General features: G+C 67.8%; 18 protein-coding genes. 9 read left to right on the forward strand and 9 right to left on the reverse strand.

Annotation, left to right across the window (positions count from 1 at the left end; genetic code table 11):
* Positions 1-76: 76 nt before the first annotated feature.
* Positions 77-871 (reverse strand): PhzF family phenazine biosynthesis protein, encoded by a 795-nt coding sequence (locus tag ACQ7JA_RS14155; protein ID WP_430898735.1) that lies wholly within the window; start codon positions 869-871, stop codon positions 77-79.
* Positions 872-970: 99 nt separating this feature from the next.
* Here ACQ7JA_RS14155 and ACQ7JA_RS14160 point away from each other — a divergent pair, with 99 nt between their 5' ends.
* Positions 971-4,153: an error-prone DNA polymerase gene (locus ACQ7JA_RS14160; protein WP_430898737.1), complete on the forward strand. Its 3,183-nt coding sequence runs from the start codon at positions 971-973 to the stop codon at positions 4,151-4,153.
* An 86-nt stretch (positions 4,154-4,239) separates the two neighbouring features.
* Positions 4,240-4,542, forward strand: coding sequence for a PAAR domain-containing protein (locus tag ACQ7JA_RS14165; protein WP_430898739.1), 303 nt, complete (start codon positions 4,240-4,242; stop codon positions 4,540-4,542).
* Between the two features lie 2 nt (positions 4,543-4,544).
* Here ACQ7JA_RS14165 and ACQ7JA_RS14170 read toward each other — a convergent pair whose 3' ends face one another.
* Positions 4,545-6,161 carry a methyl-accepting chemotaxis protein gene (locus ACQ7JA_RS14170; RefSeq protein ID WP_430898741.1) on the reverse strand — a complete coding sequence of 539 codons (1,617 nt, stop codon included), beginning with the start codon at positions 6,159-6,161 and terminating at the stop codon, positions 4,545-4,547.
* 143 nt (positions 6,162-6,304) lie between these two features.
* On the opposite strand from ACQ7JA_RS14170, the gene ACQ7JA_RS14175 reads away from it, so the two are divergent.
* Together ACQ7JA_RS14175 and ACQ7JA_RS14180 are read left to right on the forward strand one after the other, a co-directional pair.
* Entirely contained in the window at positions 6,305-6,820 is a 516-nt protein-coding gene (locus tag ACQ7JA_RS14175) for a gluconokinase (RefSeq protein WP_430898743.1), read from the forward strand.
* A gap of 142 nt (positions 6,821-6,962) precedes the next feature.
* Positions 6,963-7,454, forward strand: a complete 492-nt coding sequence (locus ACQ7JA_RS14180) for a c-type cytochrome (RefSeq protein ID WP_430898745.1) — start codon at positions 6,963-6,965, stop codon at positions 7,452-7,454.
* Between the two features lie 3 nt (positions 7,455-7,457).
* Here the strand turns inward: ACQ7JA_RS14180 and ACQ7JA_RS14185 are convergent, their stop codons facing one another.
* The 7 genes from ACQ7JA_RS14185 to ACQ7JA_RS14215 all read right to left on the reverse strand — a co-directional run bounded on the left by ACQ7JA_RS14185 (position 7,458) and on the right by ACQ7JA_RS14215 (position 18,690).
* Positions 7,458-9,746 (reverse strand): penicillin-binding protein 1A, encoded by a 2,289-nt coding sequence (locus ACQ7JA_RS14185; protein WP_430898747.1) that lies wholly within the window; start codon positions 9,744-9,746, stop codon positions 7,458-7,460.
* A 153-nt stretch (positions 9,747-9,899) separates the two neighbouring features.
* Positions 9,900-10,838, reverse strand: coding sequence for a hypothetical protein (locus ACQ7JA_RS14190; RefSeq protein WP_430898749.1), 939 nt, complete (start codon positions 10,836-10,838; stop codon positions 9,900-9,902).
* Complete coding sequence (locus ACQ7JA_RS14195; RefSeq protein WP_430898751.1) at positions 10,835-13,189, reverse strand: LTA synthase family protein; 2,355 nt, start codon at positions 13,187-13,189, stop codon at positions 10,835-10,837. The genes ACQ7JA_RS14190 and ACQ7JA_RS14195 overlap by 4 nt, the downstream gene beginning before the upstream one ends.
* 6 nt (positions 13,190-13,195) lie before the next feature.
* Positions 13,196-14,431, reverse strand: a complete 1,236-nt coding sequence (locus tag ACQ7JA_RS14200) for a YaiO family outer membrane beta-barrel protein (RefSeq protein WP_430898753.1) — start codon at positions 14,429-14,431, stop codon at positions 13,196-13,198.
* 204 nt (positions 14,432-14,635) lie between these two features.
* Positions 14,636-16,345, reverse strand: coding sequence for a methyl-accepting chemotaxis protein (locus ACQ7JA_RS14205; protein ID WP_430898755.1), 1,710 nt, complete (start codon positions 16,343-16,345; stop codon positions 14,636-14,638).
* A gap of 145 nt (positions 16,346-16,490) precedes the next feature.
* Positions 16,491-17,552: a M48 family metallopeptidase gene (locus ACQ7JA_RS14210; RefSeq protein WP_430898757.1), complete on the reverse strand. Its 1,062-nt coding sequence runs from the start codon at positions 17,550-17,552 to the stop codon at positions 16,491-16,493.
* Between the two features lie 7 nt (positions 17,553-17,559).
* Positions 17,560-18,690 (reverse strand): YjgN family protein, encoded by a 1,131-nt coding sequence (locus tag ACQ7JA_RS14215; protein WP_430898759.1) that lies wholly within the window; start codon positions 18,688-18,690, stop codon positions 17,560-17,562.
* A gap of 235 nt (positions 18,691-18,925) precedes the next feature.
* Between ACQ7JA_RS14215 and ACQ7JA_RS14220 the strand changes: the two genes are divergently transcribed.
* From ACQ7JA_RS14220 to ACQ7JA_RS14240, 5 genes are all read left to right on the forward strand, one after another.
* Positions 18,926-20,614, forward strand: a complete 1,689-nt coding sequence (locus ACQ7JA_RS14220; RefSeq protein ID WP_430898761.1) for a CTP synthase — start codon at positions 18,926-18,928, stop codon at positions 20,612-20,614.
* Entirely contained in the window at positions 20,611-21,465 is an 855-nt protein-coding gene (kdsA, locus tag ACQ7JA_RS14225; RefSeq protein ID WP_430898763.1) for a 3-deoxy-8-phosphooctulonate synthase, read from the forward strand. Before ACQ7JA_RS14220 ends, kdsA begins: the two co-directional genes overlap by 4 nt.
* An 86-nt stretch (positions 21,466-21,551) precedes the next feature.
* The gene (eno, locus tag ACQ7JA_RS14230; protein ID WP_430898765.1) at positions 21,552-22,835 is read left to right on the forward strand and encodes a phosphopyruvate hydratase; all 1,284 of its coding nucleotides are present in this window, start codon (positions 21,552-21,554) and stop codon (positions 22,833-22,835) included.
* Between the two features lie 51 nt (positions 22,836-22,886).
* Positions 22,887-23,240 carry a cell division protein FtsB gene (gene ftsB / locus ACQ7JA_RS14235; RefSeq protein WP_430898767.1) on the forward strand — a complete coding sequence of 118 codons (354 nt, stop codon included), beginning with the start codon at positions 22,887-22,889 and terminating at the stop codon, positions 23,238-23,240.
* 26 nt (positions 23,241-23,266) lie between these two features.
* On the forward strand, positions 23,267-23,536 hold the full coding sequence (locus ACQ7JA_RS14240; RefSeq protein ID WP_430898769.1) for a hypothetical protein: 270 nt from the start codon (positions 23,267-23,269) through the stop codon (positions 23,534-23,536).
* Positions 23,537-23,694: the final 158 nt, after the last annotated feature.

Below are 23,694 nucleotides of genomic sequence, written 5' to 3' on the forward strand. Positions count from 1 at the left end.
TGTGCGCGAAAGTGTATACCAGCTTGTCGGGGGAGAACAGCCAAATTTCCCTGTAAGTACGGGCGGCGTTGCGGATTCAGCATGCGGCGAAGGAGGTCACGACGGCCGCCGTTTCGGCGCGTCCGCCCACCAGGATGGCGCCGTCTTCGATGCGGGTGGCGATCAGGCAGGACTGGCTTGTGGCGCGCCCCTGCAGCAGCACGAGTCCTTGCCCGAGCAGGGCCGTGAGCGCACCGGCGGCGACGCCGGTGGCCGCGTCTTCGAGCAGCGGGTCGAGGTGGTTGAAGTTGCGGCCCTCGAAGCGCCCGTCGGGAAGGCGGCACCAGGCATAGATGCCGTTGACGCCCGCTTCCTTGCCCCAGGCCGTGATGGCTTGCAGGTCGGGGCGCAGGCCGTGCAGGGTGGCGGCGTCCGGCACTTCGACCAGCAGCTTGGGGCTGCCGATCGAGGCCACGCGCGGCATCGACGCGGGCGTCAGGCCCGGCATGGCGAGCAGGCGCGCGGGCAGGCCTGCTTCGAGCGCGGGCTGGGTCACGTCCTGCGCCTGCAGCCGGATGAAGAAGGACTCGCCATCGCGCACGAGTTCCAGCCGCTGGCCACGCATCGCCGTCCTCACCGCGAGCAGGGGCGCACCGGGCTGGCGCGCGAACAGCACATGGGCCACGGCCAGCGTCGCGTGCAGGCACAGGGGGCTGCGTGTGTGGGGATAGTAGAAGTCGACGACGTCGCCATCCAGGAAGACGCAGGTGGTGTTGCGGGAGCGGGCGAAGGCGCGGCGCGCTTCTTCGCCGGACGCGTCGCCTTCGATGACGAGGGCCGGATTGCCGTCGCCCGGGCGCTCCCCGAAACACTTCAATGCATGGACCTGCATGACTTCTCCTTGTTGTGCGACGCGCGTCGGTTATACTGTGTTTTTATACAGTATTGCTGCTTTCGATTGCATTGTAGTCCCTTTGTTCCAGCCTTGCCGATGACCGACCCGCTCCAGCCGCCCAACCAGGTTTTGCCTCCCTATGCGGAGCTGTTCTGCCTGTCGAACTTCTCTTTCCTCGAAGGGGCGTCGCATGCGGAGGAGCTGGTGGCGCGGGCGGTGCAGCTCGATTATTTCGCGCTGGCGCTCACCGACGAATGCTCGCTGGCCGGCGTGGTGCGCGCTCATGCCGAGGCGAAGAAGGCCGGCCTGCCCCTGGTGATCGGCGCCCACTTCCACCTGAAGAACCGCGACGGCAGCCCGGCCCTGTCCCTGATCCTGCTGGCCCAGAACCGCAACGGCTACGGCAACCTCGCCGAGTTCATCACCCTGGGCCGCACCCGCGCCGAGAAGGGCACGTATTTCCTGACACCCGGCGACCTGGCCGACCCCGCGCCGGAGTATGCCCACCTGAAGCACATGCCCGACTGCCTGGCGATCCTGCTGCCGGCCTATCCCGGCCACGAGGCCCAGGACGTGGACCGCCTGCACGCGCAGGCCGCCTGGGTCGCGAATACCTTTCCGGGCCGCGCCTGGCTCGGCCTGACCCTGCTGCACCGCGCTTTCGACGAGGCCCACCGCGCCACGGTGGAAGAGGTGGGCTGGCAGCACGGCCTGCCGATCACGGCGCTCGGCCACGTGGTGATGCACGTGCGCTCGCGCAAACCCCTGCAGGACACGCTCACCGCCACGCGCCTGAAGAAACCGGTGGCCGAATGCGGCTACGGCCTGGCGCAGAACGCCGAGCAGCACCTGCGCGCGCGCCTGCGCCTGGCGAACATCCATTCGCGCGAGGCCCTGGCCGAGACGGTGCGCATCGCGCGCCTGTGCACCTTCTCGCTCGACGAGCTGCGCTACGAATACCCGGACGAGGTGGTCCCGCCCGGCCACGACGCCACCAGCTACCTGCGCCTGGAAACCTATATCGGGGCGCACCGGCGCTTCCGCGATGGCATTCCCGCCAGGGTGCAGGCCCAGATCGAGCACGAGCTGCTACTGATCGCCGAGATGAAGTACGAGCACTACTTCCTCACCGTCTACGACATCGTGCGCTTCGCGCGTTCCCAGCACATCCTCTGCCAGGGACGCGGCTCGGCCGCCAACTCGGCGGTGTGCTACTGCCTCGGCATCACCGAGGTCGACCCGGCGCGCGCCAGCCTGCTGTTCGAGCGCTTCATCTCCAGGGAGCGCAACGAGCCGCCCGACATCGACGTCGATTTCGAGCACCAGCGGCGCGAGGAAGTCATCCAGTACATCTACGCGAAATACGGACGCGAGCGGGCGGCACTGGCCGCGGTGGTGATCAGCTACCGTCCCAAGAGCGCGCTGCGCGACAGCGGCCGCGCGCTCGGCATCGACCTGGCCATCGTCGAGAAGGTGGCCAAGACCCACCACTGGTTCGACAGCCGCGCCGATCTGCTGGGCCGCCTGGCCGAGGCGGGACTGGACCCCGAATCGCGCCTGGCGCAGCAGTGGGCGACATTGGCCGAGAAGCTGCTGAACTTCCCGCGCCACCTGTCCCAGCACCCGGGCGGCTTCGTCATCGCGCGCGGCAAGCTCTCGCGCCTGGTGCCGATCGAGAACGCGACCATGGCGGAGCGCAGCGTGATCCAGTGGGACAAGAACGACCTCGAGGAACTCGGCCTGATGAAGGTCGACGTGCTGGCCCTGGGCATGCTGTCGATGATGCGGCGCGGCCTGGAGCTGGTGGGCCAGCGCCACGGCAACCTGTTCGAGATGCAGGACATCCCGGCCGACGACACCGCCACCTACGACATGATCTGCGCGGCCGATACCGTGGGCGTGTTCCAGATCGAGTCGCGCGCCCAGATGAGCATGTTGCCGCGCATGCGGCCGCGCCGCTTCTACGACCTCGTCATCGAGGTGGCGGTGGTGCGCCCGGGGCCGATCCAGGGCGGCATGGTCCACCCCTACCTGCAGCGGCGCCAGGGCTTCGAGCCGGTCGTGTATCCGAGTCCGGAGATGAAGGTCGCCCTGGAGCGCACCCTGGGCGTGCCGATCTTCCAGGAGCAGGTGATGCAGGTGGCCATCCTCGGCGCCGGCTTCACGCCGGGCGAGGCCGACCAGCTGCGCCGCGCGATGGCGGCCTGGAAGCGCAAGGGCGGGCTCGAAAAATACTACGAGCGCATCGTGAAGGGCATGCTGGAGCGCGGCTACACGCTGGAATTCGCCGAGGCCATCTTCAGCCAGATCCAGGGCTTCGGCGAATACGGTTTTCCGGAATCGCATGCGGCCAGCTTCGCCCTGCTGGCCTATGCCAGCTCCTGGCTCAAGTGCCACGAGCCGGCGGCTTTCCTGTGCGCGCTGCTCAACAGCCAGCCGATGGGCTTCTACAGCCCTTCGCAGCTGGTGCAGGACGCGCGCCGCCACGGCATCGAGGTGCGCCCTTGCGACGTCACCATCAGCGGCTGGGACTCGACCCTGGAAGAGCTGGACCCGGTCGACCGCTCGCGCCAGCCCGCGGTGCGGCTCGGGCTATCGCTGCAGCGCGGCCTGAAGCAGGAGGCGGCAAGCCGCATCGAGGATGCGCGCGCCATCCGGCCTTTCGAGAGCGTGGCCGACCTGGCGCGCCGGGCCAACCTGGATCGCGCCGACCTGCAGGTGCTGGCGGCCGCGAATGCCCTGCGTTCGCTGGCGGGACACCGGCGCGAAGCCCTGTGGCAGGCGGTGGGCGCGGTGCCCGACCGCGACCTGCTGCGCCCGACCACGCCGCAGGAGGAGACGCCGATATTGGCGGCGCCGTCCGAGGCCGACGAGATCGTGGGCGACTACCGCTCCCAGGGATTGACGCTCGGCCGCCATCCGCTGGCGCTGCTGCGCGAAGGCCTGCTGGCCAGGCGCTTCATGCCGGCCTCGATCCTGATGGATTACCAGAACGGCCAGCTGGCGCGCGCCTGCGGCCTGGTGACGGTGCGCCAGCGGCCCGGCACCGCCAAGGGCGTGCTCTTCATGACCATCGAGGACGAGACCGGGAACGTCAATGTGATCGTCTGGCCGACCCTGGTGGAGCAGCAGCGGCGCGAGGTGCTGAACGCACCGCTGCTCGGGGTGTATGGGGTGTGGCAGCGCCAGGGCGAGGTCCGCCACCTGGTGGCCAAGCGCCTGGTCGACATGTCGCACCTGCTGGGCAAGCTGCGGGCGCCGAGCCGCGATTTCTGCTGATGCCTGCGGCTTTGCCGCTTCTCAAAACATGACAGCCAGAGCGCAGCTAGATTGGCTGCTTGCAAGCGGCAAGCGGAGGAAACAGCATGATCAGGCGCTACTACATCACGCTTGGCGCGCAGACCACGGCCGGCGGCACGGTGATCTCGGCCAGCCATGGCGACCGCATCGACGGTGTCCCCATAGCGCTCGAGGGGGACAAGGTGCGCTGTCCCGCCTGCGATGCGGAGGGGGTCATCGCCCTTGACGGGCCACGCCTGCGCGAGACCCTGGACGGCAGGGAAGTCGCCCTGGGCGACGATCTCTGCCTGTGCGGCTGCAGCCCTGCGCCGCGCCTGCTGGCCGGCCAGGCCATCGCCTGCCAGCTGGTCGACGCGGCGCAGGCCTAGTTTCAGGACGCGAGGCGCAACTGCTGCGCGCCTCGCGCGGGGAGGGCACGCGCCGACGCACCCGTCTCCAGCCGGAACACCGCCAGCGCCTGCGCCACGCTCTCGGCCTGCTCGGCCAGGGTCGCCGCCGCGGCCGCCGCTTCCTCGACCAGCGCCGCGTTCTGCTGGGTGATGCCGTCGAGCTGGCCCACTGCCTGGTTGACCTGCTTGATGCCGCCGGCCTGTTCATGGGTGGCGGCCGCGATTTCTTCCATCACGCGCTTGACGCTCTCCACCGCGTCCATCACTTCGCCCATGGTCTGGCCGGCCGCCGCGGTGAGGCGGCTGCCGCTGGCGACGGTGGCGATCGAGACGTCGATCAGGCCCTTGATCTCCTTGGCTGCCGCCGCCGAACGCTGCGCCAGGTTGCGCACCTCGCCCGCAACCACCGCGAAGCCGCGCCCCTGTTCGCCGGCGCGCGCCGCTTCGACCGCCGCGTTCAGGGCCAGGATATTGGTCTGGAAGGCGATCCCGTCGATCATGCCGATGATGTCGAGTACCTTGTGTGAGGAGGCGCTGATCGCTTCCATCGTGCTGACCACTTCGCCGACGGTCTCGCCGCCGCGCGTGGCCATGCCGGACGCCCGCAGCGCCAGCTCGTTGGCGGTCTTCACGTTGTCGCTGTTTTGCGCCACGTTCTGGGTCAGCTGCTCCATGCTGGCCGCGGTCTCTTCGAGATTCGAGGCCTGCGATTCGGTGCGGCTGGACAGGTCCATATTGCCGTTGGCGATCTCGCCGGTGGCATGGCGGATCTCGTCGAAGTTGGCGCGCACGTCGCCGATCACGCTGAACAGGTTGACCGAGGTCTGGCGCAGGGCCGCGACCAGCTGGCCCATCTCGTTGTCGGCAACGTGGTCGATGCGGCCGGTCAGGTCGCCGCCGGCCAGACGGCGGGTGAAGTCGGTGGCGCGTTCGAGCGGGCGCAGCACGTTGCGGCGCAGGCTGAGCCAGAGATTGACGACGATGACGAGCGAGACGCCCATCGCCAGCGCGCTCCAGGGCGACAACTGCAGCTGCCAGGCCTGGAGCAGGTTAGCAATCATGACCGCCGACACCAGGCCCATGCCGACGTTGACCTGGGTGCGCAGCGGCAGGCGGCGCAGGCGTGCGAGGCGGCCAAGCAGGCCCGTTTCCCGCACCCGGCCGCGCTGCAGCACCAGCTTGCGCGGGTTGCCGGCCTTGAATTCGGCGTACAGCGCGCCGGCGGCCGTCACCTGCTCGCGCGAGGGCTTGGTGCGCACCGACATGTAGCCGACCGCCTTGCCGTTCTCGATCACCGGGGTGACGTTCGCCATGACCCAGTAGTAGTCACCGTTCTTGCAACGGTTCTTGACCATGCCGCTCCAGGGCATGCCCGCACGGATCGTGGCCCACAGGTCGGCGAAGGCTTCCACCGGCATGTCCGGGTGGCGCACCAGGTTCTGTGGGGCGCCGATCAGCTCTTCCTCGGTGAAACCGCTGACTTCCACGAAGTAGGGATTGGCGAACTGGATGTTACCCTGCAGGTCGGTGGTGGAGACGATGGTCTTGCCTTCCGCGAGGATGACTTCCCTGTCTGTAACTGGCGTATTGAGGCGCATGACTTTTCCTTCTGAATGCGTTAGGGCAGGAGATCATTCTTATGAGAAATTTCGAAGACGAGTATAGCGCCACGCTCAATCCAGTAAAAGTGAAACAATCTTGATTCGCTAAAACGCAACAATTGAAACATGAGTAAATACAGATGACACAAATTGCCTGGGTGGTCATGGGTGTGAGCGGTTCCGGCAAAAGCGAGGTCGGCATGCGCCTGGCAGAGGCGCTCGAAGCAAGCTTCATCGAGGGCGACAGCTTTCATCCGTCCGGGAACCTGGCGAAGATGGCGGCTGGAATCGCACTCGGCGACGACGATCGCCTCGGCTGGCTGCACGTCCTGCGGGCCGAGATCGCGCGGATCTGGGAGGAAGGAAAGCCTGCGGTGCTGGCCTGTTCCGCACTCAAGCGGCGCTACCGCGACATCCTGCGGGCCGGTGGGGGCGAGGTGCGCTTCGTGCACCTCCATGGCGAGCGCGCGCTGATCGCGCGGCGCATGGACGCGCGCACGGGCCACTTCATGCCGGCAGCCTTGCTCGACAGCCAGCTGCGCGACCTCGAACCCCTGCAGCCGGACGAGGCAGGGGTCACGCTCGACGTGCGCGATCCGCCGGACAAGCTGGTCGAGCAGGCCTTGCTGTCCCTGCCGGAGCCCGGTATCGACTAAGTCAATCCCCCCTGCGTGGGGCTGTCTGTCCGGGGCCAGGCCGTATATCGTCATGCATATCGGCCCGTCGCGCCTCCACCGGCGTGGCGTGTCATGGCGCCGGCGCCGCCGGCAGGACAACACGATCGGAGGATAGACCACCATGATGACGGGAACCACCACGCGCGCCGCGATGCTGCTGGCGCTGGCCGTCGCGCTGCCTGCGGGTGCGCTGGCGCAAGACAAATCGCACGGCAACTACATCGAACGGGGCCGCTACCTGGTCAAGGTCGGCGGCTGCAACGACTGCCACACGCCCGGCTACGGCATGAGCGCCGGCCAGGTGCCGGAAAAGGAATGGCTGACCGGCGACTGCCTCGGCTGGCGCGGCCCCTGGGGGACGACCTACCCGACCAATCTGCGCCTGTCGATGAACGCGGTCAAGGAGGACGACTGGATCCGCATGGCGCAGACCATGAAGACGCGCCCGCCGATGCCCTGGTTCACCCTGCACGCGATGGACGAGGAAGACCTGCGCGCGATCTACCGCTATGTGCGCCACCTCGGCAAGGCCGGCAAGCCGGCCCCGGGCTATGTGCCGCCGGAGCGCACCCCGGCCGGCCCCTTCATCCAGTTCCCGGCGCCGCCGAAGTAAGCCTCAGGGCAGCTGCACGCCGGCCGGCGCCGCGCCGGCATCCTGCACGGGCGGCGGCGGCGCTTCCTGGCCTGTGGCCTGCTCGGCGAACTCCGCATACACCCAGTCCTCGCCCGAGCGCACCACGCCCTCGGGCACCAGCGGCGCGCGCTCCGGCACCTTGGCCAGCGCCACCCGCATGTAGTCGATCCAGGCCGGCATCGCCACCGTCGCGCCATACTCGTGGCTGCCGAGCGAGCGCGGCTCGTCGTAGCCCATCCAGGCCACCGCCACTACTTTGCCGCCGTAGCCCGCGAACCAGCCGTCGACCGCATTGCTGGTGGTGCCGGTCTTGCCCGCGATGTCGCCGCGCTTCAGCTGCCGCACCGTCTCCGCGCCGGTGCCGTAGCGGGTCACGTCGCGCAGCATGCTGTCGGTGATGAAGGCGTTGCGCGCGTCCAGCACACGGGCCGCATCGCCAAGCGCTGCCGGGCGCTTCGCCTCGAACACCGGCTTGCCTTCGCGGTCCAGGATACCCGTCACCAGCCACGGTTCGACCCGGTAGCCGCCATTGGCGACCACCGCGTAGGCGCCGGCCAGCTGCAGCGGCGTCACCGTGCCGGTGCCCAGGGCCAGGCTCAGGGTCCTGGGCTGGCGCGCCGCGTCGAAGCCGAAGCGCGTCAGGAAGTCTCGGGTGTAATCCATTTCGAGGGTGCGCAGCAGGCGCACGGCCGGCACGTTCTTCGAATGGGCCAGCGCGTAGCGCACCGTGATCGGACCCTCGAAGCCGCCATGGTCGTTGCGCGGCGACCAGTTGGCATAGGCCGGCTCGGCGGAGAAATCGATCGGCTCGTCGAGGATCTGGGTGCCCGGGAAGAAACCGCGCTCGAGCGCCGCCGAATACACGAAGGGCTTGATGGCGGAACCCGGCTGGCGCCAGGCCTGGGTCACGTGGTTGAACTTCTGCAGGCCGTAGTCGAAGCCGCCGACCATGGCGCGGTAGGCGCCGGTCTGGGCGTCCAGGGCAACGAAGGCGGCCGCCACCTGCGGCACCTGGCTGATCGCCCAGCTTTTACCGGTGCTGCTGATGCGCACCACGGCGCCCGCGGACAGCCGCAGGCCGGCCTTCGCGTTGGCCGGCAGGGCGGGCGCCGCCAGGGCCAGGCCGGCGCCCGTGATGTCGATGATGTCGCCGTCGCGCAGCGCCACCTTCACCCGTTTCGGCGATGCCGCCAGCACGACGGCCGGCGTGAAGCCGTCCACCGCCGGCCGCTTCTGCAGGGCCTCGGCAATGGCTTCCTGGCGCGCCTGGCTCTCCTTCGGCAGCGTGATGCGGTCTTCGGGGCCGCGGTAGCCGTGGCGGCGGTCGTAGGCGATGGCGCTCTTGCGCACGCCCTCATAGGCCGCGCGTTGCTCGGCCGCGAGGACGGTCGTGGTCACGCTGTAGCCGCGCTCGTAGGCCGCCTGGCCGAAGCGCGCGTAGGCCGCCTGGCGCGCGATTTCGGCGACGTATTCGGCGCCGGGCAAGGGGCCGCCGCCGTCGCGCCGCACGACCAGGGTCTCGGCCAGGGCGCGGCGGTACTGGCTTTCCGTGATGTGCTTCAGCTCGAACATGCGGCGCAGGACGATGCGCTGGCGCGCCTGGGCGCGTTCGGGATTGGCGACCGGATTGTGGCGCGAGGGGTTCTGCGGCAGCCCGGCCAGCATGGCCATCTCGGCCAGCGAGAGCTGGTCCAGGCCCTTGCCGAAATAGGTGCGCGCGGCGCTGGAAAAACCATAGGCGCGCTGGCCCAGGTAGATCTGGTTCATGTAGACCTCGAGGATCTGGTCCTTGCTCAAGGCCTCTTCGATCTTGTAGGCGAGGGCCACTTCGGTCAGCTTGCGCGGCAGGGTCTTGTCGCGGGTGAGGAAGAAGTTGCGGGCGACCTGCATGGTGATGGTGGAGCCGCCCTGGCGGAAGCTCCCGGACAGGTTCGCCTTGGCGGCGCCCAGCGCCCGGATCCAGTCGATGCCGCCGTGGTCGTAGAAGCGCGCGTCCTCGATGGACAGCACGGCGGCCTTCATCAGGGCCGGGATCTTCGCGATCGGCACGAATTCGCGGCGCTCGGCGCCGAATTCGCCGATCAGGACCTTGTCGGCAGAGTACACCCGCAGCGGGATCTTGGGCTGGTAGTCGGTGACGGCCTTGATGTCCGGGACGTCGTCCAGGATGCCGGCGCCCGCCGGCGCGGCGGCCACGGGAGACAGCAAAGCGGTGAGCAGGGCGCCGCGGCGCAGGAAACGAAGTGGCAAAGGCCGGTGGATGGTGTGCATGGTTCCGTGTCGCTGGTAGGGGAGCGCATTGCGCCGCCCGGCTTTGGGGGCTGCAATGCGGGGCCGATCATAGCGCTACTGCACGGAACGCGCATCCGGAGCCGGCAAGGTAGCGCCGTGTGCATTGCAGGGGAGCGGGAAATGCTACCTGGCTCAGTCCAGCCCCAGCCAGCGCCGATACGAACCGTAATGGTGCACCACGAAGCCGCCATAGGCAGGCATGGCACCCACCGCGGCGCGGGTCTTGCCGAGTTCGCGCTCCATATCGGCCTCGGTCAGGTGGTGGAAGGAAACCTTCCTGATCGCATTCGGCAGGGTTTCGACCCCGATCATCACCTTGCGTCCGATCGCGCCGCCATATTCCAGCTCGTCCATCGCATGGCTGACGATGCCGTCGCCGCCCTCGGCGCGGTCGCGGTAGTCCATCAGGGCCACGTAGTCGTAGGTGTCCTGGGTGTGCTGGCTGACCGGCTTGCGTTTGCCTTTCCATTCGAGCTCGATGCCGTCGAGCCAGAAGGGGATGGCAGGGCCCACCGGCAGCGCCTGGCCGGATGCGCGCACGGTGCGCATGAGCAGCTCCGACATGTCGAGGAAGCCCGCCAGCAGTTCCATCTTGCGGGTGGACCAGGCGTCCAGGATGTGCGGCTCGATGTCGACGTTGACGCCGTCGAAGCGTTCTTCCGGCGCCGCCGCGCGGTTGTAGTCGAGCACGCGCTGCAGCATCGCCTGCGCCCGCGCATGGTGCTGCGGCAGCACGTAGCGCTCGGTGTGCAGGTAGCCCGAGCCGAGCAGGGCATAGACCTTGAGGCCGGAGGCATGCATGCGCCGCAGGAGGCGCCGGTACAGGGCCGGTTCGCTCACGATCAGGTTGCGTCCCTGCAGCGCGTCGGCGTACAGGAAGACCGTGTCGACCGATTTCGCGCGCAGGAAGGCGATGGCGCGCCCGGCCTGGGCCGGCTGCTGCAGCATGGCATAGCTGTCTTCCTCCCAGGTCCAGATCGCGCGCGGCGCGGCCGGGCCGTCCGCCGCGGCGGCGTGGGCGCCGGCTGCGAGCGCCACGCAGGCCAGCAAGTGCCTGAACAGGGTTGTCACAGCTTGATCTCCACGTGGTACTGGCCGACCCCGATCGAGTGGCCGGTCTCGGGGTTGGACGGAATCACCGACAGGTAATAGGTGCCCGGCGGCAGCTTCTTCAGGTCCGGGCGCAGGGACAGGGTTGCCGCCTCGCCGGCGGCCAGGGTGCGCACCTCGCCCGTGGTTTCGCCCAGTTCCAGGCCGTGTTCGTTGGTGATGACGAGCAGCGGGGCGAAGGCGCGCGATTCCACGTCCGCGCTGTTGGTGAAGGTGGCTTCGACCGCCAGGGCGCCGGCGCCCGGGCGGGCCCGCACGCCACGCACGCCAACCGCCCCCAGCGTCTGCACCAGGGGCACGCAGTGCAGGCTGCGTTCGCCCCCGTAGGGCGCGAGCGGCGCGCCGCTCGGGGCCAGGGCCTCGGCCTGTCCCGCCAGGCGGTTGGCCTTCAGGAAGGCGCTGAACTGGGCCTTGGCCTGGGCCTGGGCGGCCGGATTCTCGGCACGGTCGATGGCCATGCCGTCGCTCAGGGTGTAGAGCTGGCCCTGGACCAGGTAGGCGGTGCCGGAGACGAAGTCGCTCATCTCGGTCTTGGTCTGCTTGAGCGGGATCGCGTGCAGGTTGCGGAAGGCGGGTTCGAGATCCAGGCCCGTGCCCAGCCAGCTCACCTGCTTTGGCGTGCGGATGCCGTGCTGCTTCGACAGCCAGGCCAGCAGCGAGGGCGCGATGTCGAACTGGGAGGACACCGACTTGATCGATCGTGGACGCTTCAACAGCGGCGAATACACGATCAGCGGCACGTGGTAGCGCTCGATGCGCGTGTCCATCGGCAGTTCCGGCAGGCGGTGGTCGCCCGTGATGACGAACACCGTGTTGTCGAAACCCGGCAGCTGCGCGGCGCGCTCGAAGAACAGGCGCAATGCGTCGTCGGTGTACAGGACGCTGGCGAAGATCTCGCGGCCGTTGCGGTATTCCGGACGGTCGCCCAGTTTCATGCGCGTCACATGCCGGTCGACACGGCCCAGGTAGTCGTCCTTGCCCGGGAAAGTGAAGGGGCTGTGCATGCTGGTGGTCTGGATGATGCTCGCGAAAGGCTGGGCGCGCGCCGACGCTTCGCGCTGCAAGGCCATCTCCATCAGCTCGCGGTCCGCGTATCCCCAGTCGTTGGCGCGGCGCGCCGGCAGGCGGTAGTCCTGTTCGCTGACGATGGTGTCGACGCCCTGGCGGCGCAGGAACACCCCCTCGTTGTCGAACTCCATGTTCGAGCCCGAGTAGAAACGCAGGTCGTAGCCCTGGCCCTTCAGGATGGACAGCAGAGAATCGTGGCGCGGCATGCGCTCGCCCAGGGCCGCCAGGCCGTGTTCGCCGAAGGGGAGCGAGCCGAACACCGTGGTGAGCACGCCGAAGGTGCGGCCCTGGCCCGCCAGGAAGTTTTCGAAGTACAGGCTGCGGCCCGCGAGTTCGTCGAGGAAGGGGGTAAAACTGCCCAGGCGCGCGCCCGGTCCCGAGAAGCTGCGGCCCAGGCCTTCGACGATGATGAAGACCAGGTTGGGTGGCGTGCCGGCGCGCTTGTCGAACAGCGGACCGAGGGTGTCGGGCGTGCGTTCTTCATGCAGGAAGGGGTGGCGCGGGTCGGCGCCGTCCCAGGGAGCGTGGCCCTTGGGCTGGGCGTGGCTTGCCTGTGTCCCGCCTTCGCCGCGCAGGGCGGCCAGGCTCGCGTCCAGGAAGAAGCCGGTCTTGTTGGCGACGAAATCGAGGTCGGCGTCGGTGCGCACCACGGCGGGGGCGACGCGGCCGGGCGCGAAGGCGAAGGCCAGCAGGCTGGCGGCCAGCACGATGCCGGCCTGCTGGCGGCTGGCGCGCGGCCACAGCTCGTGGCGGGTAAGCAGCAGCACGCCCCACAGGACGGCGAGCGAGGCGAGGAGGGCCGCGACCAGCAGCGGGCTGGCCTGCCAGCCGCCCGCGACGGTCGTTGCCACTTCGCTGCCGCTGTAGGCGAACAGGTCGGCGCCGAGCGGCACGCCGGACACCCAGTGATACTGCTGCAGCGCCGCCTGGGCGCACAGCAGCACGCTCCACAGCAGGCCGATGCAGGCGATGCGGCGCTTGCGCGCGGCGACGAAGGCCAGCGGCAGGGCCGCCAGCAGGAAGACGAAGGCATAGCGCAGCAGCACCAGGGCGTCGTTGCCGACGCCGACGCCGAACAGCGTCGATTGCGGCACGCCGGCGGCGCCCGCGTGGATGCCCTCGGCGATGCGCAGGCAGAGCCAGGCGGCCATCAGGGCGGGAAGGCATTCGAGCACGAAGGCGCAGGCATCCAGCGCGGCCCCAAGGGCGGCCCGCAGGCGCTGTTTGAGGGTGGGGCTTTCCATGCGCGCTTACCAGCGGCGGTAGAGGCCGATCGAGACGCCGTGTTCGCGGTCGCCGTCGGCGCCGCCGCTGCGCGCGTAGCTGGCGCCGATCTTGCCGCCCCAGTCGCGCGAGAAGTAGTGGACCCAGTTCACGCTGCCGCCGCCCGAGCGCGCCCGCCCGCCCGTGAGCGAGAGCGGATCGTCGCTGCGGCCGCGGTTGGCCGTCGCTTCCAGGTAGCTGTCGCCGTCGCCGCGGTAGTACCAGCGCGCCAGCAGGCGGTCGCCCGAGCTGTGCGATCCTTCGGAGACGATGTTCTGGTGGCGCAGCTGGACGTAGAAGTTGCCCACGTACTTGCCGAGGCCGACGCCGTAGATGTTCACACGCGACTCGAAACCGAGCACGTCGTCGCTGAGCGAGGCCTCCCAGCCGTCGCCCAGCGACTGGTAGATCTCCACGCGGCCCGAGTTGGCCGGGAACAGGCGCTCGCTCGGCGCGCGCTGGTAGCGCAGGTTGGCGTAGGCGCCATTCCACAAGCCGGTATAGGCGTCGATCGCCCATGCGCGGCCGGTCTGGTCGAAGCGGTGGGCGCGCAGGGCTTCAAAGCCGATCGAGCCGTTCTTGAAATAGCGGCGCGCGCTCAGGGTCTGGTCGTTCCAACGGGGGCCGTCGCCCACGTCCTGCCAGCTGCCGGAAAGGCCTGTCGACCAGGTGTAGCCGGAGGCGATCGCCGCTTCCGGATTGCCGGGACGGGGAGGCTGCATGGCGCGCAGCGCCGCATCCACCTCGGCACTGTCGCCGCCGGCGGCGCGCGCCTGTTCGAGTGCGGCGCGGGCCTGGTCTGGCTGTCCGGCGGCGCGCAGGGCGCGGGCCTGGGCCAGGCGGGTGGCGCCATCCTGCGGGCGCAGCGCGGCCGCGCGCCCGTAGGCGTCGGCGGCTTTCGCATACTGGTCCTGCCATTGCCACACATTCCCCAGCGCGAACCAGACGTCCGCATAGTCGGGCGAGGCCTTGGCGGCGGCCGCCAGGTCGGCTTCCGCTTCCTGCCAGCGCTCCAGGCGCGACAGCACGATGCCGCGGCCCAGCAGCACGTCCACATTGCCCGGCGAGCGGGCCAGCAAGCTGTTGTAGGCAGCCACGGCCAGCTCGGGCTGGCCCTCGTTGGCGAGCTTGCGGGCGGCCTCGTACTGTTCGTCGAAAGAGGCGGTGGGGGCGGTGGCGGCTTGGACGACTTCGGCGGGAGGCTGCTGGTAATCGATGGGCATGGGCGATGGCGAAGCAAGAATAAACGGACGAGGGCGCTTTCACCACGACTGTGCCGGAGGGCAGATAGTGCGTCAAGGAAACACGACCAGGACGCCTTAAAGTGTCGCGCAGAATCGTCAAATTTTGACCAATTTGTCTATTCAAATGACGATAGGGAAACAAAAAAGCCCGGCGAACCGGGCTCATTTGACGAAGCGGACTGCTTAGAAGGTTTCCCACTCGCTTTCGCTTTCGACCGCTTTGGCGGGTTTGGCAGGTTTGGCGGACTGTGACTTGCCTGCTCCAGTCTTGACGGCGCGCGCGCCCGGCTGGCTGCGCACCGCAACCGCGCGCGAGGAAGCCGGCGCTGCACCGGCGCTGCTGCGCGCGTCGAGCTTGAACACGTTCACGAGGCCGGCAAGGCGCGAAGCCTGTTCCTGGAGCGATCCGGCCGCGGCCGCCGATTCCTCGACCAGCGCGGCGTTCTGCTGGGTCGATTCGTCCATCAGGCCGATGGCCTGGTTGACCTGGTCGATGCCGTGGATCTGCTCCTGGCTGGCCGAGGAGATCTCGGCCATGATGTCGGTCACGCGCTGAATCGCACTGACCACCTGGTCCATGGTCTCGCCGGTCTGGTCGACCAGCCTGGTGCCCGCTTCGACCTTCTCGACCGAGTCGCCGATCAGGCCCTTGATTTCTTTGGCGGCGGCGGCCGAACGCTGGGCCAGGGTGCGCACTTCGGAAGCGACGACCGCGAAGCCGCGGCCCTGTTCGCCGGCGCGCGCCGCTTCCACGGCGGCGTTCAGCGCCAGGATATTGGTCTGGAAGGCGATGCCGTCGATGACGCCGATGATGTCGACGATCTTCTTCGAGGAATCGTTGATCGAGCCCATGGTGGCGATGACCTGCTCGACCACGGTGCCGGCCTGGGTCGCGACGCTGGATGCGGTGATGGCGAGCTGGTTGGCCTGGCGCGCGTTGTCGGCGTTCTGGCGCACGGTGCCGGTCAGTTCTTCCATCGAGGCGGCGGTTTCCTCGATCGAGGCGGCCTGCTGCTCGGTGCGGCTCGAGAGATCCATGCTGCCGGCGGCGATTTCGCCCGATGCGGTGCCGATGGTGTCGGTGCCGCTGCGCACCTCGCTGACGATCTTCGCCAGGCTGTCATTCATGTGGGAGAGGGCGCGCAGCAGGGCGCCGGTCTCGTCGCGGCTGTTCGAGGCGATGCTCACGGTGAGGTCGCCCGCGGCGACGGTCTCGGCGGCCTGCACGGCTTCGCGGATCGGGCGGGTGATGCCGCGCGTGAGCGTCCATGCGAACAGCGCCCCGAGCACCACCATCAGGGCGGTGAGGCTGGCGATCCAGGTCTCGCCACGCTCGGCGGTCGCGTCGATCTCGGCGGCGGTGACGGCGATGCTGTCGCGCTGCAGGGCCAGCAGTTCGTGGATCGATTCCTGGTAGGCCCTGGACACGGGCGTGAACTTCTCGTCGAGGATCTGGTCGGCCAGCGCCTGGTCGCCCGCTTCCTTGGCCTTGACGGCGTTGTCGCGCGCGGCGCCGTACTGCTTGCGTTGCTCCATGATGCGCTGGAACAGGGCGGTTTCCTTCTCGCCCGCAACCAGCGTCTCGATCTGCTTGACGAGCTCGGCGGCGGCCTTGGCAGTCACCGCCGCGTCTTCCTTGAAGTAGGCGGTCAGCGAAGGATCGCTGCTCTTGACGATGGCGGCGGTGCGGCGCACGGCGCCGAAAATCTGGGTGTACCACTCGGCGATCAGGCGCTCCTTGGCCAGCGGCGTGGCCAGGGTGACGCGGGCGGCGGTGGCAACCTGCTCGAGGCGCCACATGCCGGTGCCGGCGATCAGGACGGCCATGAACAGGGTCAGGGCGAAGCCGGCGGCAAGCCGCACGCCGATGGTGAGATTGTTGAAGGTGCGCATGGGGCGGTCGGGCTGGCGACCTGTTGCCAGGCGCCGCTTACTTTCTCAAGAACGGAAAGTAAGGATTATTGCCCAACTGAAACGTAAACGCACCCAAAACAAGCACCCACGGCTGCCTGTATAGACGATTTGCAACAATTCGTGACTACTCCGCGGCTTCTCCGTCGGTTTCAGGCTCGGCCTCGCGCAGGCGCTGGCTGCGCGCATAACCGTCCGGATGGGTCGAGGCATAGGACATTACCTGGCGCAGCATCTTCGGCGTCGTCCTGTCCGCCTGCTCGTCCAGGTGGTCGAACAGGTCGGCCAGGGGCAGGGTGGAGATGCCGCGTCGGCTCAATGCCGCCGCCGCGTAGCCGTCTGCGGCCAGCTCCATGTCGCGCGAATATTCCATATTGCCGAGCAGGGCAGGCAGGCCGGCGGCGACCGCGCTGAAGTCGCCGAACAGGGTCGCCGACAGGGCCGCCGTCAGCGAGGCGCGCGTCATGCTGCGCACGCTGTGGCGCATCTCGACGTGGCCGACCTCGTGCGCCAGCACGCCGGCCAGCATGGCGGCGGCGCGCGCATCGAGGTCGCCGCTCTCGCCGAGGGCGGTGCGCACCAGCTGGTCGGTGAGGACGATGGTCCCGTCCGGGAAGGCCAGCGCGTTCGGTCCGAGCAGGGGCGCATCCACCACCTTCAGGCGCAGCGGGATGCGCGGCGACGCCGGCTGGACCCGTTGGAGCAGGCCCTGCAGCGCCTCCAGCCGGTCCTCGCTGAAGCGCGAGGGCTGCAGGAGGTTCTGCTTCTGCAGCAGGGCGAGGGCATTCTCGCCCAGGGCCCGGTCGGCCGAGGGCGGCACCTCGCGCGCCAGGTGCTCGGCCGCCGCCGGCAGGCCCCAGAACCAGGTGGCGACGATCAGGGCCATCAGCAGCGCCAGCGCAAGCAGGCTGGCCGCCATGTGTTCCTGCCAGCGCACCACCCAGGACTTGCGGTAGCCGAGGGCCTCCATCAGATGCTGCTGCACGCCCGGGTCGAGGACTTCGGCATGGCTGCCGTCCTTGAAGTAGAGGACGGTGGGGGCATGCTCGAAGGGTTCGGCCAGGCGCGTGCCGGCCAGCGAATAGCTGCGCGAGGTCTCGCCGTGCAGGTGGATGGCGCCGTTGCCGGTGCTGAGCTGGACGACGTGCAGACGGGCGCTGTGGCCGTCGAAATAATGGGCTGCGCTCATGATGTCCTTACCAGGAAAGGTCGATGCCAAAACCGTCGGCGGCGCCGTCGCCGGCCGCGCCGCCGCGTTTCGCGACGTGGGTGGCGAAGGCTTCGATATCGCCGTCGACCTCGATGTGCACATGGGCGAGGCGGAAGCGGTAGACGCTCACCACTGCGAAGGGCCGGTACAGGCCCAGGGTGAGCAGGGTGAGCAGCACGTTCTTCGTCTGCAGCTTCATGAAGGCGCGCGCCGGCAGGGTGGAGCGGATGCGCACGCCGGGGAAGGTGGTGTTCGACCACGCCAGGTTCGAGACCCGCACCACCATATAGGGGCCGGCCAGCAGGTACATGACGTAGACCATGAGGATGGCAGCGATCATGGGTGCGAAGACCAGCCCGCGGCTTCCCTGCGCGGCGAAGGAGGCGATGCCGGCGACCAGCGCCACGGCGACGATCGCGCCCAGGCCGAGCAGGCTGACGACCAGGTAGGGCTTGTAGAAACGGCGCGCCTTGACGGTATAGCCCGAGTGCTGGTCGCCGAGCAGGAGGTGGGCATGCTGGAAGCGGCGCAGCTGCCCGTGCATCAGCGGCCAGGCGAGGTAGAGGGGGAGCACCGCGGCCGCCAGTTCCGGACTGCCGGGATTGAGCGCCAGCAGGGCGCCGGGCAGGACGAAGGTGAGTGCGGGTGGCAGCCAGGCCAGGTAGGCCTGGGCGATGGAGCCGTCGAAGCCCAGCCACAGGCCGCGGTAGCTGGTGTTCCCGAGGCGGAAGCGCAGGGCGCCGCGCATCAGGTAGGGAAAGGCCGCCAGCAGGCCGACGATGACGGCCAGGCCAAAGGCGGTCGAGAAACCGAAGGCGTAATGGTAGGCGCCCAGCAGCACGACCGAGAGCAGGCGCCCGACCAGCACTGCGCGCGGGTTGCCGTGGAAATCGAAGGTGGCGCCGGCAAGATGGGTGTTACGGTCGAAATACTGCAGGCGGCGTACCTTGGCCCAGGCCGAGTAGATGCCGAGCGTGGCCAGCGAGAGCAGCAGGTTGACCACCCAGATGCGGAAATACTCGCGGCCGTCGCCGGTGAAGGAGAGGGCCAGGGTGCGCGGTCCGGGATCCGGTGGAGCGGCGATGGCGTCGGCGGGCTGGTCGATGAGTGTGTGCATGGCGGCGCCACAAAAAGTTGCAGTATAGGATGCGCCCCCACCCGGCGGTCAATTTGCCAGGCATAGAGTGAGGCCGGGGCCTGCTCTGCAATTGGAAAGAGGGTTGGCGAGATGCGGTGTTTTTTTCTGTCAATGGACGCTTTTATCAGGATTTGGCCGGGCGGCCGGGAGTATTTGCGCCGTTTAAGGTATAATTTCTATTTCCCGCGCGTGCCATTCGGCACCTTCAGTACAAATGACCAAATTCGTATTCGTCACTGGCGGCGTCGTGTCTTCCCTGGGCAAGGGGATCGCGGCCGCTTCCCTGGCCGCGATCCTCGAATCGCGCGGCCTCAAGGTCACCATGCTCAAGCTCGACCCGTACATCAACGTGGACCCGGGCACCATGAGTCCTACCCAGCACGGCGAAGTGTTCGTCACCGACGACGGCGCCGAGACCGACCTGGACCTGGGCCACTACGAGCGCTTCATCAGCACCCGCATGAAGAAGGTGAACAACTTCACCACCGGCCAGATCTACGAATCCGTGATTCGTAAGGAGCGCCGCGGCGAGTACCTCGGCAAGACCGTGCAGGTGATCCCGCACATTACCAACGAGATCCAGGACTACATCCGCCGCGGCGCCGAAGGCGTGGACGTGGCGCTGGTCGAGATCGGCGGCACCGTCGGCGACATCGAGTCGCTGCCCTTCCTGGAAGCCGCGCGCCAGCTGTCGCTGCGCTCGGGCCGCAAGGGCGCCGCCTTCGTGCACCTGACCCTGGTGCCTTACATCGCATCGGCCGGCGAACTGAAGACCAAGCCGACCCAGCACTCGGTGCAGAAGCTGCGCGAGATCGGCATTTCGCCGAACGCGCTGCTGTGCCGCGCCGACCGCCGCATTCCCGACGACGAGCGCGCCAAGATCTCGCTGTTCGCCAACGTGGAAGAGCAGGCCGTCATCTCCGTGTGGGACGTGGACACCATCTACAAGGTGCCGCAGGTGCTGTGCGACCAGGGCCTGGACGACATCATCCTCGAAGCGCTCGGCCTGGAAGCACCGAAAGCCGACCTGTCGATGTGGACCAAGCTGATCCACACCCTGGAAAACCCGAAGCACGAGATCACCATCGGCATGGTGGGCAAGTACGTCGACCTGATCGAATCGTACAAGTCGCTGACCGAGGCGCTGCGCCACGCCGGCATCCACACCGAGAGCCGCGTCAACATCGAATACCTCGACTCGGAAGAGATCGAATCGAAAGGCTGCGAGCACCTGGCCAAGTACGACGCCATCCTGGTGCCGGGCGGCTTCGGCAAGCGCGGCGTGGAAGGCAAAATCATGGCTGCCCGCTACGCCCGCGAAAACAGGATCCCCTACCTCGGCATCTGCCTGGGCATGCAGGTCGCGCTGATCGAATACGCGCGCCACGTGGCCGGACTGCCGAACGCGAACTCGACCGAGTTCGATCCGGAGACCGACCAGCCGGTAGTCGCCCTCATCACCGAGTGGCAGAACCATGACGGCAAGGTCGAGAAGCGCGACGTCAACTCCGACCTGGGCGGCACCATGCGCCTGGGCGCCCAGACCTGCGCGGTGAACCCGGGCACCCTGGCTGCCGAGATCTACGGCAATGTCGTGACCGAGCGCCACCGCCACCGCTACGAAGGCAACAACTACTACCTGCCGAAGATCGAAGCGGCAGGCCTGGTGGTGTCGGCGCGCACCCCGAACGAAGACCTGCTGGAGATCATGGAACTCTCCCGTGACACCCATCCGTTCTACATCGGCGTGCAGTTCCACCCGGAGTTCAAGTCGACCCCGCGTAACGGCCATCCGCTGTTCACCGCCTTCATCCAGGCGGCTCTGAAGCACCAGGCCGCCAACACCAACGTGGCCGCGCAGGCGCAGGACCGCGCCTCGGCACTGCAAGGAGATGCTGCATGAAACTCGCCGGATTCGACATCGGCCTAGACAAGCCGATCTTCCTGATCGCCGGTACCTGCGTCATCGAATCGCGCCAGATGGCGCTCGACACCGCAGGCACCCTGAAGGAAATCACCAGCGCGCTGGGCATCCCCTTCATCTACAAGTCGTCTTTCGACAAGGCGAACCGTTCGTCGGGCAAGACCTTCCGCGGCCCGGGCATCGACAAGGGTCTCGAGATCCTGGCCGACGTGCGCCGGGAGATCGGCGTGCCGGTCCTGACCGACGTGCACGACGAAGAGATGATCCCGCAGGTGGCGAGCGTCGTCGACGTGCTGCAGACTCCCGCTTTTCTTTGCCGCCAGACCGATTTCATCAACGCCTGCGCGCGTTCGGGCAAGCCGGTCAACATCAAGAAGGGCCAGTTCCTCGCGCCGGGCGACATGAAGAACGTGATCGACAAGGCCCGCGCGGCAGCGCGCGAAGCCGGCCTGCCGGAAGATAACTTCATGGCCTGCGAGCGCGGCGCTTCCTTCGGCTACAACAACCTGGTGTCGGACATGCGTTCGCTCGCCATCATGCGCGAATCGAACTGCCCGGTGGTGTTCGACGCGACCCACTCGGTGCAGCTGCCGGGCGGCCAGGGCACCTCATCGGGCGGCCAGCGCGAGCACGTCCCGGTGCTGTCGCGTGCGGCGGTCGCCGCCGGTGTCGCCGGCCTGTTCATGGAGACGCACCCGGATCCGGCAAACGCCATGTCGGACGGCCCGAACGCCGTGCCGCTCGGCCGCATGAAGGAACTGCTCACGACCCTGGTCGAGATCGACCGCATCGTCAAGAAGACCGGCTTCCTCGAAGCGGACTTCAAGTAACAGCACCACCTGCCGCGTGCGCCCCTGCGGCTGGGCGCACGCGCGTACCGCATACACTGACTTTTTACTTCCGGAGACTGTAGAACATGAGTGCCATCGTTGATATTATCGGCCGTGAAATCATTGACTCGCGCGGCAATCCGACCGTCGAGTGCGACGTGCTGCTGGAGTCGGGCGTGATGGGCCGCGCCGCCGTTCCTTCGGGCGCCTCGACCGGTTCGCGCGAAGCGATCGAACTGCGCGACGGCGATCCGTCCCGCTATTTCGGCAAGGGCGTGCTGCAGGCCTGCGAGAATATCAACACCGAGATCTCCGAAGCGATCATGGGCCTGGACGCTAACGAACAGGCTTTCCTGGACCGTACCCTGATCGACCTCGACGGCACCGAGAACAAGAGCCGCCTGGGCGCGAACGCCATGCTGGCCGTGTCGATGGCCGTCGCCAAGGCCGCGGCCGAGGAAGCCGGCCTGCCGCTGTACCGCTACTTCGGCGGCTCGGGCGCGATGCAGATGCCGGTCCCGATGATGAACGTCATCAACGGCGGCGCGCACGCGGACAACAACCTGGACATCCAGGAATTCATGATCATCCCGGTCGGCGCGCCGAGCTTCAAGGAAGCGATCCGCTGGGGCGCCGAAGTGTTCCACTCGCTGAAGAAAATCCTGCACGACAAGGGCCTGGCCACCTCGGTGGGCGACGAAGGCGGCTTCGCGCCGAACGTCGGCAGCCACGAGGAAGCGATCCAGCTGATCATGCAGGCGATCGAGAAGGCCGGCTACGTCGCCGGTCCGCAGATCGCGATCGGCCTGGACTGCGCCGCCAGCGAGTTCCACAAGGACGGCAAGTACGTGCTCGAAGGCGAAGGCCTGTCGCTGTCGGCGGCAGACTTCACCAACATGCTGGCCACCTGGTGCGACAAGTACCCGATCATCTCGATCGAGGACGCGATGGCCGAAGGCGACTGGGAAGGCTGGGCAACGCTCACCGCCGCCCTGGGCAAGAAGGTCCAGCTGGTGGGCGACGACCTGTTCGTCACCAACACCAAGATCCTGAAAGAGGGCATCCAGAAGGGCATCGCCAACTCGATCCTCATCAAGATCAACCAGATCGGCACCCTGACCGAGACCTTCGCCGCCATCGAGATGGCCAAGCGCGCCGGCTACACCGCCGTGATCTCGCACCGTTCGGGCGAGACCGAGGACTCGACCATCGCCGACATCGCCGTGGGCCTGAACGCCCTGCAGATCAAGACCGGCTCGATGTCGCGTTCGGACCGCATGGCCAAGTACAACCAGCTGCTGCGCATCGAGGAAGACCTGGGCGACGTCGCCAGCTACCCGGGCCGCGACGCCTTCTACAACCTGAAGTAATGTCAAGCCGGCCGGCCTTGCAGTCCAGGGCCGGCCTTTTTTGTACCCCTCATGCGACTCATCACCATTGCGCTTGCCGCCCTGCTGATCCTGATCCAGTACCCGCTGTGGCTGGGCAAGGGCAGCTGGCTGCTGGTCGCCGACATGCGCGACCAGGTCGAGGCGACCCGCCTCAAGACCGAACAGCTCAAGGCGCGCAACGCCATGCTCGAATCGGAAGTGCGCGACCTGCGCGACGGCCTCGGCGCCGTCGAGGAGCGCGCACGCTTCGATCTCGGCATGATCAAGCAGAACGAAATCTTCGTGCAGGTGCTGCGCAAGGACGAGCAGCCCGCGGTCTCGATGACCGTGCCGCCGCCGCCGCCCGAGCCGAAGAACAAGGACAAGCAGAAGGTGACGCACTGAGCGGCGCCAGGGAACCACGGAACATCATGAGCGCAACCAGGAACCAGGGCGGACTCGATTCGCTCGACGCCATCGCCGATCTGCTGGCCGACGCCTTCGAGGACGGCGACGGCGCCGCCATCTCGGCGGCCATGAAGGCGGTGGCCGCAGCGCCCGGCCTGGGCGAACTGGCGGCAGGCGTCGGCATGCCGCGCGAGGAGCTGCAGGCGGCCTTGATGGCCGAGGAGTTCAACCTCGATCTCACCCTCGAGATCATGAAGGTGGTCGACCTGCACATGTCGGGTGGCCGCGCTTGAAATGAACGCTGGGTTTCCGTAGGGTGGACGGGTTTCCCGTCCGCGCGTTCAGCTCACGGACGCGCAGCAACTACGCAAACCGACGTTGAACGCGCGCACGGCTGAGCCGGCCAGGCGCCCCCGTCCGCCCTACAAAAAACGCGCCACAAGGCGCGTTT

Origin of the sequence: Massilia sp. BKSP1R2A-1, assembly GCF_050586525.1 — a bacterium.
Lineage (GTDB): Bacteria > Pseudomonadota > Gammaproteobacteria > Burkholderiales > Burkholderiaceae_D > Telluria.

Bases quoted from the DNA above. Each gene is read 5' to 3' on its own strand.
- ACQ7JA_RS14155 (WP_430898735.1), bottom strand. From the start codon at position 871: ATGCAGGTCCATGCATTGAAGTGTTTCGGGGAGCGCCCGGGCGACGGC.
- ACQ7JA_RS14160 (WP_430898737.1), top strand. From the start codon at position 971: ATGACCGACCCGCTCCAGCCGCCCAACCAGGTTTTGCCTCCCTATGCG.
- ACQ7JA_RS14165 (WP_430898739.1), top strand. From the start codon at position 4,240: ATGATCAGGCGCTACTACATCACGCTTGGCGCGCAGACCACGGCCGGC.
- ACQ7JA_RS14170 (WP_430898741.1), bottom strand. From the start codon at position 6,161: ATGCGCCTCAATACGCCAGTTACAGACAGGGAAGTCATCCTCGCGGAA.
- ACQ7JA_RS14175 (WP_430898743.1), top strand. From the start codon at position 6,305: ATGACACAAATTGCCTGGGTGGTCATGGGTGTGAGCGGTTCCGGCAAA.
- ACQ7JA_RS14180 (WP_430898745.1), top strand. From the start codon at position 6,963: ATGATGACGGGAACCACCACGCGCGCCGCGATGCTGCTGGCGCTGGCC.
- ACQ7JA_RS14185 (WP_430898747.1), bottom strand. From the start codon at position 9,746: ATGCACACCATCCACCGGCCTTTGCCACTTCGTTTCCTGCGCCGCGGC.
- ACQ7JA_RS14195 (WP_430898751.1), bottom strand. From the start codon at position 13,189: ATGGAAAGCCCCACCCTCAAACAGCGCCTGCGGGCCGCCCTTGGGGCC.
- ACQ7JA_RS14200 (WP_430898753.1), bottom strand. From the start codon at position 14,431: ATGCCCATCGATTACCAGCAGCCTCCCGCCGAAGTCGTCCAAGCCGCC.
- ACQ7JA_RS14205 (WP_430898755.1), bottom strand. From the start codon at position 16,345: ATGCGCACCTTCAACAATCTCACCATCGGCGTGCGGCTTGCCGCCGGC.
- ACQ7JA_RS14210 (WP_430898757.1), bottom strand. From the start codon at position 17,552: ATGAGCGCAGCCCATTATTTCGACGGCCACAGCGCCCGTCTGCACGTC.
- ACQ7JA_RS14215 (WP_430898759.1), bottom strand. From the start codon at position 18,690: ATGCACACACTCATCGACCAGCCCGCCGACGCCATCGCCGCTCCACCG.
- ACQ7JA_RS14220 (WP_430898761.1), top strand. From the start codon at position 18,926: ATGACCAAATTCGTATTCGTCACTGGCGGCGTCGTGTCTTCCCTGGGC.
- kdsA (WP_430898763.1), top strand. From the start codon at position 20,611: ATGAAACTCGCCGGATTCGACATCGGCCTAGACAAGCCGATCTTCCTG.
- eno (WP_430898765.1), top strand. From the start codon at position 21,552: ATGAGTGCCATCGTTGATATTATCGGCCGTGAAATCATTGACTCGCGC.
- ftsB (WP_430898767.1), top strand. From the start codon at position 22,887: ATGCGACTCATCACCATTGCGCTTGCCGCCCTGCTGATCCTGATCCAG.
- ACQ7JA_RS14240 (WP_430898769.1), top strand. From the start codon at position 23,267: ATGAGCGCAACCAGGAACCAGGGCGGACTCGATTCGCTCGACGCCATC.